Source organism: Serratia sp. NA_112.1 (genome assembly GCF_052691715.1).
In genome coordinates, this window is sequence record NZ_JBQZFO010000005.1 from 210,013 (window position 1) to 222,177 (window position 12,165).

11 protein-coding genes are annotated in these 12,165 nt (G+C 54.1%); 8 read left to right on the forward strand and 3 right to left on the reverse strand.

Annotated features, from left to right (window positions below; translation table 11 throughout):
- Complete coding sequence (pntA, locus tag ACUTQ5_RS13215; RefSeq protein WP_445651621.1) at window positions 1-1,530, reverse strand: Re/Si-specific NAD(P)(+) transhydrogenase subunit alpha; 1,530 nt, start codon at window positions 1,528-1,530, stop codon at window positions 1-3.
- 538 nt (window positions 1,531-2,068) lie between these two features.
- On the opposite strand from pntA, the gene ydgH reads away from it, so the two are divergent.
- On the forward strand, window positions 2,069-3,019 hold the full coding sequence (gene ydgH, locus ACUTQ5_RS13220) for a DUF1471 family protein YdgH (protein WP_445651622.1): 951 nt from the start codon (window positions 2,069-2,071) through the stop codon (window positions 3,017-3,019).
- A gap of 243 nt (window positions 3,020-3,262) precedes the next feature.
- Window positions 3,263-4,654, forward strand: a complete 1,392-nt coding sequence (locus ACUTQ5_RS13225; RefSeq protein WP_445651623.1) for an amino acid permease — start codon at window positions 3,263-3,265, stop codon at window positions 4,652-4,654.
- Between the two features lie 29 nt (window positions 4,655-4,683).
- On the opposite strand, the gene ACUTQ5_RS13230 is transcribed toward ACUTQ5_RS13225, so the two are convergent.
- On the reverse strand, window positions 4,684-5,100 hold the full coding sequence (locus ACUTQ5_RS13230) for a hypothetical protein (protein ID WP_445651624.1): 417 nt from the start codon (window positions 5,098-5,100) through the stop codon (window positions 4,684-4,686).
- 125 nt (window positions 5,101-5,225) lie between these two features.
- On the opposite strand from ACUTQ5_RS13230, the gene folM reads away from it, so the two are divergent.
- From folM to ACUTQ5_RS13260, 6 genes are all read left to right on the forward strand, one after another.
- A complete protein-coding gene (gene folM / locus ACUTQ5_RS13235; RefSeq protein ID WP_445651625.1) occupies window positions 5,226-5,948 on the forward strand; it encodes a dihydromonapterin reductase in 723 nt (240 codons plus the stop codon).
- Between the two features lie 74 nt (window positions 5,949-6,022).
- Window positions 6,023-6,748 (forward strand): two-component system response regulator RstA, encoded by a 726-nt coding sequence (gene rstA / locus ACUTQ5_RS13240; RefSeq protein ID WP_445651688.1) that lies wholly within the window; start codon window positions 6,023-6,025, stop codon window positions 6,746-6,748.
- The gene (rstB, locus tag ACUTQ5_RS13245) at window positions 6,745-8,049 is read left to right on the forward strand and encodes a two-component system sensor histidine kinase RstB (RefSeq protein ID WP_445651626.1); all 1,305 of its coding nucleotides are present in this window, start codon (window positions 6,745-6,747) and stop codon (window positions 8,047-8,049) included. The genes rstA and rstB overlap by 4 nt, the downstream gene beginning before the upstream one ends.
- 66 nt (window positions 8,050-8,115) lie before the next feature.
- A complete protein-coding gene (locus ACUTQ5_RS13250; protein WP_445651627.1) occupies window positions 8,116-9,612 on the forward strand; it encodes a carboxypeptidase M32 in 1,497 nt (498 codons plus the stop codon).
- A gap of 309 nt (window positions 9,613-9,921) precedes the next feature.
- Window positions 9,922-10,179, forward strand: coding sequence for an acid resistance repetitive basic protein Asr (gene asr, locus ACUTQ5_RS13255; protein ID WP_445651628.1), 258 nt, complete (start codon window positions 9,922-9,924; stop codon window positions 10,177-10,179).
- A 300-nt stretch (window positions 10,180-10,479) separates the two neighbouring features.
- Window positions 10,480-11,301 (forward strand): trypsin-like serine peptidase, encoded by an 822-nt coding sequence (locus tag ACUTQ5_RS13260; RefSeq protein WP_445651629.1) that lies wholly within the window; start codon window positions 10,480-10,482, stop codon window positions 11,299-11,301.
- Window positions 11,302-11,305: 4 nt separating this feature from the next.
- Here the strand turns inward: ACUTQ5_RS13260 and ACUTQ5_RS13265 are convergent, their stop codons facing one another.
- The gene (locus ACUTQ5_RS13265) at window positions 11,306-12,124 is read right to left on the reverse strand and encodes an AraC family transcriptional regulator (protein ID WP_445651630.1); all 819 of its coding nucleotides are present in this window, start codon (window positions 12,122-12,124) and stop codon (window positions 11,306-11,308) included.
- Window positions 12,125-12,165: the final 41 nt, after the last annotated feature.

The window sequence follows — 12,165 nt, forward strand, 5'->3', positions numbered from 1 at the left end:
TTAGTTCTTGCGGAACATCTTCAGCATGCGCTGAGTGACGGTGAATCCACCAAAAATGTTGATGCTGGCGATCAGCACGGCGATAAAGGAGAGGAAACTCACCCAGCCGCCATGGCCAATCTGCAATAACGCACCGACCACGATAATCCCTGAGATCGCATTGGTGACCGACATCAACGGGGTGTGCAATGCATGGCTGACGTTCCATACCACGTAGTAACCCACCACGCAGGCCAGCGCAAACACGGTAAAGTGAGACAGAAACTCTTTGGGTGCGGCGTTGGCCAACCAACCAAACAGGATAATGGCCAGCGCCATCAGGCCATATTTCAGCCAGGGTGAAACCGGTTTTGCTGCCGGTTTGACAACCGGTGCTGCGGCCTGCGTCAGTTTAGGCTGGGCAGAAACCTGGATTGGCGGTGCCGGCCAAGTGACTTCACCACTGCGTACCACGGTAACGCCGCGGATGACGGTATCTTCAAAATCAACGTCAATTTCGCCGTTTTTCTCTTTCGACAGCAGTTTCAGCAGGTTAACCAGGTTGGTACCGTAAAGCTGTGAGGATTGCGTCGGCAGGCGGCTTGGCAAATCGGTATAGCCAATGATTTTCACGCCGTTGTCGGTAACGGTCACGCGGTCGGCCACGGTCAGTTCACAGTTGCCGCCGTTTTGCGCCGCCAGGTCGACGATCACGCTACCCGGTTTCATCGAGGCTACCATCTCTTTGGTGATAAGCTTCGGTGCGGGTTTGCCCGGGATCAACGCGGTGGTGACAATAATGTCGACCTCGGCCGCCTGGGCGGCGAACAGCGCCATCTCGGCCTTGATAAAGGCTTCGGACATCACTTTGGCATAGCCATCGCCGCTGCCCGCTTCTTCCTCAAAATCCAGCTCGAGGAATTCCGCGCCCATACTCTGTACTTGCTCTTTGACTTCCGGACGGGTGTCGAAGGCGCGAACAATCGCCCCCAGGCTGCCTGCAGCACCGATGGCCGCCAGGCCCGCTACGCCGGCACCAATAATCATAACCTTGGCGGGGGGAACCTTGCCGGCAGCGGTGATTTGCCCGGTGAAGAAGCGGCCAAACTCATGCGCGGCCTCAACAATTGCACGGTAACCGGCGATGTTGGCCATTGAGCTCAGTGCGTCCATGGATTGTGCGCGAGAGATACGCGGTACAGAATCCATCGCCATCGCAGTGACGTTGCGAGCGGCCAGCTGCGCGATCAGCTCCGGGTTTTGCGCCGGCCAGATAAAGCTGACCAGGGTGCTGCCCTCGCGCATTAACGCAATCTCGTCCTCAAGCGGTGCGTTTACTTTTAAAATCAGATCCGACTGCCAGACATCAGCGGTGTCGTTGATTGTTGCCCCAGCGGCTTCATAAGCGCTATCGTCAAAACTTGCCAGTTTACCCGCCCCGCTTTCAATCGCGACGGTAAAGCCCAACTTCAGCAGTTGTTCCACCGTTTTCGGCGTTGCTGCGACCCGGGCTTCATTGGCCAACCGTTCTCTTGGTACACCAATACGCATAATGTTCCCTTCTCACCTGTCTATGATGATGTTTATTATCTTCCTACCCATAGCGATGGCCCCGGCCGACAGGTTTTTATTAACCTTGTCGGCAACGAATTAAGGCACCATCTATAACCTACTGAAAATATGGTCGATGATCCATAATTGCTTACGCATTCAGGTCTGTTTTTACATAAAAATTCAAACAACGACATGACAAATCGCAATTTAAAGTCAAAAAGCCGTATACAACACCGTTTTTGCTGCAGAATTGTGACGGGCGCTTACCTGGAGAAATCTGGCCCTGCGCGGTAAAAATGAATGGAAGTTATAAAATTGTGAATAATTAACACTTATGCCATCAAAGGCTTTATTATTGAAACTTATGGCGATGACACGGCAAATGACGTAAACAATCCTTCATGGGATTTGTCTCATGCGATGACATAAAATGCTGAGACACCTGCCGAGATTACATGTAATAATCGGCGGCTGAATTACACCTAAACAGTTCAGCACGTTATAAACGTTAATGCGCTAGGCGAAAGGATTTTTTATGAAGCTGAAGAACACGATCATCGCATCAGCCTTGTTATCACTCACTGCGCTGTCTGCTCAGGCGGCACAAGAGTTAACTCCTGAAAAAGCAGCGGCGCTGAAGCCGTTTGATCGCATCACGATTACCGGCCGCTTTAATGCCATCAATGAAGCCGTTGATGCCGTATCCCGCCGTGCAGACAAACTGGGTGCAGACTCCTTCTATATCCAGGACAGCAACAACAGTAACAATGGCGGCAACTGGCGCGTCACCGCAGATCTTTATCATAAAGATGCGCCGGAAGTGAGCAAAGAACCGAAATACCGCGTGATTAACGGGGTGACCGAGCTGCCGAAGGAACAGGCCTTCCTGCTGGAGCCGTACGACACGGTGAGCATCAGCGGTTTCTACCGCAGCCAGCCGGACATCAACGATGCCATCACTAAAGAAGCGAAAAAGAAAGGTGCAGCCTCCTACTTTATCGTGCGTCAGGTTGATGCCAACCAGGGGGGTAACCAGTTCATTACCGCCTATATCTATAAAGCCGATGCCCCTAAACGTACCGTTCAGAGCCCGGATGCCATTCCAGCCGACTCTGAAGCCGGTAAGGCCGCACTGGCTGCCGGTGGCGCTGCTGCTGCCAAGGTTGAAATTCCGGGTGTTGCCTCTTCTGGCTCACCAAGTCGTGACGTAGGCCGTTTCTTCGAAACCCAGTCTTCTACCGGAAAACGTTATACTGTCACTTTACCGAACGGTACTCAGATTCAGGAAGTGAACAATGTGACAGCCGCGCAGATGGTGCCGTTTGATTCCGTGACCTTCACTGGCCACTTCAACAGCATGACTGATGTCTCTAGCGAAGTTGCCAAACGTGCGGCCGAGAAAGGCGCCAAATATTATCACGTGACCCGCCAGTGGCAGAACAAGAGCGGCGGCAACCTAACCGTCAGCGCTGACCTGTTCAAATAAGTTTCAATTTGCGGTTTACCATCGGGCAGCCATTGAGCTGCCCGTTTTTTTGTCGTCCACCGCCCTGCCAGTTGAATAGTTTTTTGTAAATCACGCATAGTTAATCATTGCATCCACACGCATCCAGCCGTAGAATTTGCGCCAATTTTTAGGGCTATTGTCTATTCGTTCAGTAATTGTCATTAGGTTATTACTGCCAAGCAGTTCCCTTCCAGTTGTTTATTCTGCGTTCAGGATCCGTCATTGGAAAAAAAACTAGGTCTTACCGCGTTAACCGCATTGGTGCTGAGCTCAATGCTGGGCGCCGGGGTTTTCAGCCTGCCACAAAACATGGCGCAGGTTGCCAGCCCGGCGGCCCTGCTATTGGGTTGGGCGATCACCGGCGTCGGCATCCTGTTTCTGGCTTTTGCCATGCTGTTGCTTACCCGCCTGCGTCCCGATCTGGACGGCGGCATCTTTACCTATGCGAAAGAAGGCTTTGGTGAACTGGTGGGATTCTGTTCCGCCTGGGGTTACTGGCTGTGCGCAGTGATCGCCAATGTCTCTTATCTGGTGATCGTGTTCGCCGCACTGAGTTTATTCACCGACCGCGGCGGTAACGTCATTCTGGGTGATGGCAATACCTGGCAGGCGCTGCTGGCGGAGTCCGTATTGCTGTGGATCGTCCACGCGCTGGTGTTACGTGGCGTGCAAACCGCAGCCAGCATCAATCTGGTGGCGACCCTGGCCAAGCTGTTACCGCTGGGGATGTTTGCCGTGTTGGCGGCAATGGCGTTCAACATGGACGTCTTTACGCTGGATTTCCACGGCGTCGCTCTCGGTAAGCCGGTGTGGGAACAGGTAAAAAACACCATGCTGATTACCCTGTGGGTATTTATCGGTGTGGAAGGCGCAGTGGTAGTTTCAGCACGGGCGCGTCATAAAAAGGATGTCGGCCGTGCCACCATGCTGGCGGTGATCTCCGCACTGGCGGTTTACCTGCTGGTGACTTTGTTGTCCCTGGGGGTGGTGCCGCGCAGCGAACTGGCCGAAATGCGCAATCCTTCAATGGCGGTGCTGATGGTCGACCTGATTGGCCCCTGGGGTGACGTGATTATCGCTGCCGGGCTGATTGTTTCGGTCTGCGGGGCCTATCTGAGCTGGACGATTATGGCCGCCGAAGTCCCGCTGCTGGCGGCACAACACGGCGCCTTCCCAAAAATTTTCTGCAAGCAGAACAAGAATCACGCTCCTTCGGCTTCACTTTGGCTGACCAATATTGCCGTGCAGTTCGCCCTGGTGCTGATCTGGCTGACCGGCAGCAATTATAATTCTCTGCTGACCATCGCCTCGGAAATGATCCTGGTGCCTTATTTCCTGGTCGGTGCCTTCCTGTTTAAGGTGGCGATCCGTCGTCAGGACAAACGGCTGATGTTCGCCGCCACAGGTGCCTGCCTGTACGGTATTTGGCTGCTCTACGCTTCTGGGTTAATGCATCTGCTGATGTCGGTGTTGCTGTATGCACCGGGGCTGCTGGTGTTTATCTATGCCCGAAGCGGACATAATGACGTCAAATTGCTGAATCGGCTGGAAAAAAGCAGTATCTTTCTGCTGTTGATGGCCACGATCCCGGCCGGCTGGTTTATGCTGCAGTAAGTGAAGAATGGCCGGGTGGGATCACCCGGTCAGTTACGTTGAGATGTGCGCAGACTGATGGTCATGCGTTCCCCAACCTGAGAGATAATCACTCCCTCAACGCACTCTTGTTGAATGGTCGCCAACTGCTGCGTGTCCAAAGCGTAAGGCAGCTTAATGTCGAATACTGCCAGCCCCTGCTGCTGGGCCAGATCGATCAGGCGCACGATGTTGGTTTCATCGCTAACCTGGGTGGAAACCACCTGCAGCGCCAACGCTTTCAACTGCTCTTTCCGTGTTTGCGAAGCGGAAGCCTGTGATTTCAATACCATGCCAAAAAATGGCATCACGCCATAAATTGCATCAACAAAGCGCCAGTGCTTCTTGCACGATGCGGACAGAAAATCCATGTAATCAAAACAGATTTTCTCACTGCGGGCGACGGGTGCAAGGTGACTGCTGTTCATCCCTTCCTCTCATTGCCGTGTATTACATCCTGAAATGGATAATCGATGCGAAGCTTTAACGAATTTCCGCCGTATAATGGCATAATTCCCCTATTGTTTGCCAGTCTGTCCAGGAGCTTTAATCGATGGAACTTCACAACTCTGCACCGGTGCTGATTACGGGCGGCGCACGCCGGATTGGACTAGCCTTGGCCAGGTCATTCTTGCAACGCGATATTCCCGTGATCATTGCCTATCGCAGCGACTACCCGGCGCTGAGCGAACTGAAAAGACTGGGAGCAACCTGCATTCAGTGCGATTTCTCAACGCACGACGGTATCTATCATTTCGCCGAGCAGGTTCGCCTGGCTGCCCCCAAACTGCGCGCGGTGATCCACAACGCCAGCGCCTGGCAGGCCGAATCACCGGAAGTGCCGCCGGAGCAAGTGATGGCGGCCATGCTGCAAATTCACGTTTATACGCCTTATCTGCTCAATCAACTGCTGGAATCTTGTCTGTTGGGCCAGGGGCAAGCCGGCGCGGATATCATCCATCTGACCGACTATGTGGTGGAGAAAGGCAGCGACAAACACATTGCCTATGCTGCCAGCAAGGCTGCGCTGGACAATATGACCCGTTCGTTTGCCCGCAAGCTGGCACCCGAAGTGAAAGTCAATGCCATCGCACCGGCGCTGATTATTTTCAATCCGGGTGACGACGAGCATTATCGGCAACAGGCATTGGCAAAATCACTGATGAAAATCGCCCCAGGCGAGAGCGAAGTGGTTAATCTGGTGAACTATCTGCTGGACAGCCGCTATGTCACCGGCCGCACCCATGGTGTCGACGGCGGACGTCCACTGCGCTAACACCAGGATCTGCATGGCGTATCGCGGAACCCCGCGTTATGCTGAACTTCGTTATTCTGATAAAACCGCTGAATATGCATAAAATTGTTTTTGTAGAAGACGATCCCGAAGTCGGCAAACTGATTGCCGCCTATCTGGGCAAGCACGACATTGAAGTGTTGATTGAGCCACGCGGCGACAGTGCACAGGCGCGCATCGAGCTGGAGCAGCCGGATCTGGTAATGCTGGATATTATGTTGCCCGGTAAGGACGGTATGACGCTGTGCCGTGATTTGCGTCCAACCTTCCCCGGCCCGATCGTGCTGCTCACCTCACTCGACAGCGATATGAACCATATTCTTTCGCTGGAAATGGGCGCTAACGATTACATCCTGAAGACCACGCCACCGGCAGTGTTACTCGCGCGACTGCGTTTACACCTGCGTCAGCATGGCGGCCAGCCAAAGGAAGAGTCAACGCAACCGCTCACGCAACACAACGCCCTGCACTTTGGCTTGTTATGCATCGACCCGGTCAACCGGCAGGTGACACTGGGTGAAGAGGTCATCACCCTTTCCACCTCAGACTTTGATCTGCTGTGGGAACTGGCCACCCACGCCGGGCAAATAATGGATCGAGAAGCCCTGCTGCAAAACCTGCGTGGCGTGAGTTACGACGGCCTGGATCGCAGTATCGACGTGGCTATTTCCCGCCTGCGCCGCAAGCTGTACGACAATGCCCTGGAACCCTTCCGCGTCAAAACCGTCCGTAATAAAGGCTACCTGTTCGCTCCAAATGCCTGGGAGTTCGTGCAGCAATGAGAAAGCTCTTTGTGCAGTTCTTTCTGCTGCTTTTCGTGTGTTTCCTGGTGATGGCGATGCTGGTGGGTCTGGTGTACAAAGTCACCGCCGAACGCGCAGGCCGCCAGTCGATGGACGACCTGATGAAAAGCTCGCTGTACCTGATGCGCAGCGAACTGCGGGAAATTCCGCTGAAAGACTGGAACAAGACCATCGCCACGCTGGACTTAAATCTGTCGTTTAAACTGCATATCGAGCCGCTCGGTAAACAGGATTTGAGTGAAGATTTAAAAAAACGGCTGCGTCTTGGGGAAATCATCGCGCTTGACGACCAATACACCTTTATGCAGCGCATCCCACGTAGCCACTACGTGCTGGTAGTCGGCCCGATCCCTTATCTGTTCTACCTGCACCAAATGCGGCTGTTGGATTTGGCGCTGCTGGTGTTTATCGGCATGTCTCTGGCACTGCCGGTATTTCTGTGGATGCGTCCGCACTGGCAGGACATGCTGAAGTTGGAAAACGCGGCTCAACGTCTGGGGGCCGGGCATCTGGATGAGCGAACCCATTTCGACCCTACCTCCAGCCTAAACCGGCTTGGCGTGGCCTTTAACCAGATGGCGGATAACGTCAATACGCTGATCGCCAGCAAGAAACAGTTGATAGACGGTATCGCCCATGAACTGCGCACCCCGCTGGTACGGCTACGTTACCGTCTGGCGATGAGCGATAACCTTTCCGACAGTGAACAGCAGGCGCTGAATCGCGATATCGGTCAGTTGGAGTCACTGATTGACGAACTGCTGACCTATGCACGATTGGACCGTCCGCAGGTAACACTCAATATAGAACCGCTGGATTTACCCAAATGGTTGGAAGACAAGGCTGACGACCTGCGCCTGATCCACCCGGAACGTGAAATCGAATTGAACATCCCGCACGTCGGTGATTTTGGCGGCGTCGATTTACGGCTAATGGAACGGGTGCTGGATAATCTGGTGAATAATGCGCTGCGTTATAGTGAGCAACGCTTGCGCATCGGCCTGTGGTTTGACGGTGACAACGCCTGCCTGCAGGTAGAGGACGATGGGCCAGGCATTCCACCGGAAGAACGTGAGCGGGTATTCGAGCCCTTTGTACGTCTCGATCCCAGCCGCGATCGCGCTACTGGCGGCTGCGGGCTGGGTCTGGCGATTGTTCATTCCATTTCCGTGGCCTATCAGGGCCAGGTCTACGTTGACGCCAGTCCTCTGGGCGGTGCCAGCTTCCGCTTCTGTTGGCCGCTAAAGCCCACTTTCAATTTAAAAGCAGACCCGGTGTAACCCCGTTTAGGTGGCAGCATAAACACGCGAAAGAGTTATCCGGTTTACAAAAAATGGAGCTAAACGATGACATCTGCACATTCCCCTTCTTCCTACGACGAACTGCGTACCATTTTCACCCGCCTGTCACGCTTCGGTCACCTCTCCGCCATTGCCGGCTGGGACATGCAGACCATGATGCCACCGGGCGGCAGCAAAGCACGCTCAGAGGCACTGGCTGAGCTAAGCGTATTGCAACATCAGATTTTAACCTCGGATAAAACCGGTCGTCTGTTTGAACGCGCGCAGCAAGAAACGCTGGACGACATGGACCAGGCTAATTTGCTGGAAATGCGTCGACATTACGACAACGCCGTGCTGGTACCAGAATCATTGGTCGAAGCTAAATCCCTGGCTGGCGCACGCTGCGAGCACGCCTGGCGCTCCCAACGCCCTGCCAACGACTGGGAAGGCTTCGCGGAAAATCTGCGTGAAGTGGTCAAGCTGAGCCGTCAGGAAGCGCAGATCCGTGCCGAAGCGGTAGGTAGCAGTCGCTATGATGCCCTGTTGAACCTTTACGAACCGGGGATGCGCAGCCGCGATATTGACCGCATCTTTGGCGATTTGAAAACCTGGCTACCCGACCTGCTGCAAAAGGTAGTGGCTAAACAGGCTCAGGAGCCTTGTCTGGTTCCGCAGGGGCCGTTCAATGTGGAAACTCAACGTCAACTTAGCCTGAGCGTGATGAAACTGCTCGGTTTTAACTTCGACAGCGGTCGCGTGGACGTCAGCGCCCACCCATTCTGCGGCGGCGTACCGGAAGATGTTCGTATTACCACCCGCTACAACGATAAAGAATTCCTGACCGCGTTGCTCGGTATCGTGCATGAGACCGGCCATGCTCGTTACGAACAAAATCTGCCACGCGAATGGTTGGGTCAGCCGGTAGCCCAGGCACGTTCTACCGCTATCCATGAGTCACAAAGCCTGCTGTTTGAAATGCAACTGGCACGCGGCAGCGATTTCCTGAAGATCTTGCGTCCACTGGTGGTCAAAAAATTCGGCGAGCAACCGGCGCTGGAAGAAAGTAACTTCATCCGACTAAATCAACGCGTGAAGCCAGGTCTGATCCGTGTAGACGCTGACGAAGTGAGCTACCCAGCGCACGTGATACTACGCTATGAAATCGAGAAGGCTCTGGTCGAAGGCGAGATCGAGGTAGAAGATATCCCGGCGCTATGGGGCGAGAAAATGCACGGCTACCTGAGCCTCGATACTATCGGCAACTACCGTAACGGCTGTATGCAGGATATTCACTGGACCGACGGTGCCTTCGGTTACTTCCCGACTTACACCCTGGGTGCCATGTATGCTGCACAACTGTTCCACAGCGTACGCAAAGCTCTGCCAACACTGGACCGTGACATTGCCGAAGGCAACCTGACCCCGTTGTTCCATTGGCTGAAACAGAATATCTGGCGGCACGGTAGCCGTTTCCCTACCAATACCCTGATCGCCAATGCGACAGGTGAGAGCCTGAACCCAGACTATTTCCGTAAGCATCTGGAAAGCCGTTACCTGTAAGATCCCCTGGCACGGCTAACCCCGTGCCTTTTTCCCCTGCTTTGCCATGAGTATTCCATAGTGTACGGCCCCTATCCAAGACACCCAGGCCGCAGAGTGCGGGTTGGCTATCCACTTAAAGTATGTTGTAACTAAAATGGATCAAAAAGAACGATGTACCCGGTTAGTCAAGCCACCCGTTTTCGAGATGTACATTAGGTTACACGCCGAAACCAATCACTTACGGAAAGCATTCCGCAGTTTGCCTACTATCTTATCACCGGCCCCGCAGTGGGCTTGATACATGATGAGTAATTTGAGGAATCAACAATGAAAAAAGTATTAGCTCTGGTTGTTGCCGCTGCAATGGGTCTGTCTTCTGTTGCCTTCGCTGCTGACGCTGCCACTACCGCACCAGCGGCGACGGCGACCGCCACCACGGCTGCACCAGCCAAGACCACTCACGTGAAAAAACATCACGTGAAGAAAGCGCCGGTTCAAAAAGCTCAGACAGCCAAAAAACACCACAAAAAAGCACCTGCTCAGAAAGCCCAGGCAACTAAAAAACACCACAAAAAAGCGGCATAACAGCAACTAACGTGAGGCTCCCCTCACCCGTTCAGGCTTGAGTTATCCAACACCCGGTTCGCCGGGTGTTTTTTCATCGGGGGTTCTCATCATGCTGCGCCGCTACTTATTTGAAATAATTTTGACCACGCTTATCCTCTGCGGACTGATTGCCGCCTTTTTTTATCTGTAGCCGCACAGCCCTCTGGATTGAAAATTATTGAAAAATCAATCACTGTCCATCCACACGGCGACTAAATCAGTCTATAGTTACCATTCCGTGTGTTTATGGATGATCCGTATTTTCCAGGCAAGAAACCTATGCGCATAACCGTTTTGCTGTTGCTGTGCTCATTCCCGCTCGCACTCTCCCTCTCAGCACGGGCCGACAGCCCTTCCGATGCGTCGACTGCTGAGCAAACCCGCTTATTTTTTGGCAAGGATGAACGCATAAAAGTGACGGAAACCGACGGTTGGCCGTGGCAGGCAATTGGACAGGTGGAAACCGCCAGCGGTAATTTGTGCACCGCTACGTTAATCTCTCCGCATCTGGCGCTCACCGCAGGCCACTGCGTGCTGGCACCACCGGGCCAACTGGACAAAGCCATTGCGCTACGTTTTGTGGCCGGCAATAAGACCTGGAAATACCAAACCGACAATCTTGAGACGCTGGTTGATCGCAAACTGGGCAAAAAACTCAAACCTGACGGTGAAGGCTGGATTGTACCACCTGCGGCGGCGGCCTATGACTTTGCCCTGATCCGTCTGAAGGATAAACAAACCTTGCCGATTAAGCCGTTGCCGTTGTGGCAAGGCGACAGCAAGGCGCTGACCCAGGCAATGAAACAAGCCAAACGGCTGATTACCCAGGCGGGATATCCGGAGGATCATCTGGACGATCTCTACAGCCACCTGAACTGCAAAGTGACCGGCTGGGCGCAACAAGGCGTCCTGTCACACCAGTGCGATACCCTGCCCGGCGATAGCGGTTCGCCGTTACTACTGAAAACTGCCGACGGCTGGCGGCTGATTGCCATTCAAAGTTCTGCACCGGCAGCCAAAGATCGTTACCGCGCCGATAACCGTGCGCTGGCAGTGACCGGCATTCGCGATGCGCTGGACGCGCTGGCGGCAGGAAAGTAAACAGTCATGTACCGGCGTGGGGTTCCTCGCCGGTCTCCGTAGGCAAATCCCCCATCATAAAGCGCCTGGGCGTGGTACCGGTGAACTGACGGAAAAACGCAATAAAGGCGCTGTCACTGGAAAAACTCAGGCGTTGGGCGACTGAGCTGACTGAAGGCAGCTCTGCCAACAATTCAATTGCCCGCATCAGCCGCCATTGCTGGCTCCATTGCTGGTAACTCAGCCCGCTCTCGCGCTGGAAAATGCGCGTCAGCGTTTTGGCATGTAGGTTCAGGCTCTGCGCCAAAACCGCCAATCCCGGCAGTTCATCTCGCCGATCAAGCCCCTCCAGCCAGTGAACCAACCGCCGATCTCGCGGTAATATCAGGCCGGTACTCTCCAACCTTGCCGCATGTAGCTCATTGACCAATACGGGCAGCAAATCACGCGCAGCCGGGCAATTGACAGCCTGATTGAATGGCCAATAGGCGATACGTTCAACCACCGCCGCCAACAAGGGATTTACCGCCAGCACCGCGCATTCTTGCGGCATAACGGATGTCAACTCAGGGTCCAGCCAGACGGAACGATAAGCCACCTGCCCCCGGAGTTGCACCCGGTGTCGGATGCCACCAGGGATCCACAGGCAGCGCGTTGGCGGCAGGATCAACCAGCGATCGGTAAGGGTCACCGTCATACAACCGCGAGGGGCATAGAGTAATTGTGCACGGCGATGCCTATGCTCAGCAGAATCATGCCCTCCGACTAACTCGGCAGCCATGCCCAACACCGGCGCTGACCAGACGTCCGGATCAAAGCTATCTTGTTGGGAGAGCCATGCCATCACAATGTCCTTTTTTCGTTATTCTTTGTCCTGATGATTGT

Excerpts from the sequence above, each read along its gene's own strand:
- pntA (WP_445651621.1), bottom strand. The coding sequence starts at position 1,530 with ATGCGTATTGGTGTACCAAGAGAACGGTTGGCCAATGAAGCCCGGGTC.
- ydgH (WP_445651622.1), top strand. The coding sequence starts at position 2,069 with ATGAAGCTGAAGAACACGATCATCGCATCAGCCTTGTTATCACTCACT.
- ACUTQ5_RS13230 (WP_445651624.1), bottom strand. The coding sequence starts at position 5,100 with ATGAACAGCAGTCACCTTGCACCCGTCGCCCGCAGTGAGAAAATCTGT.
- folM (WP_445651625.1), top strand. The coding sequence starts at position 5,226 with ATGGAACTTCACAACTCTGCACCGGTGCTGATTACGGGCGGCGCACGC.
- rstA (WP_445651688.1), top strand. The coding sequence starts at position 6,023 with ATGCATAAAATTGTTTTTGTAGAAGACGATCCCGAAGTCGGCAAACTG.
- rstB (WP_445651626.1), top strand. The coding sequence starts at position 6,745 with ATGAGAAAGCTCTTTGTGCAGTTCTTTCTGCTGCTTTTCGTGTGTTTC.
- ACUTQ5_RS13250 (WP_445651627.1), top strand. The coding sequence starts at position 8,116 with ATGACATCTGCACATTCCCCTTCTTCCTACGACGAACTGCGTACCATT.
- asr (WP_445651628.1), top strand. The coding sequence starts at position 9,922 with ATGAAAAAAGTATTAGCTCTGGTTGTTGCCGCTGCAATGGGTCTGTCT.
- ACUTQ5_RS13260 (WP_445651629.1), top strand. The coding sequence starts at position 10,480 with ATGCGCATAACCGTTTTGCTGTTGCTGTGCTCATTCCCGCTCGCACTC.
- ACUTQ5_RS13265 (WP_445651630.1), bottom strand. The coding sequence starts at position 12,124 with ATGGCATGGCTCTCCCAACAAGATAGCTTTGATCCGGACGTCTGGTCA.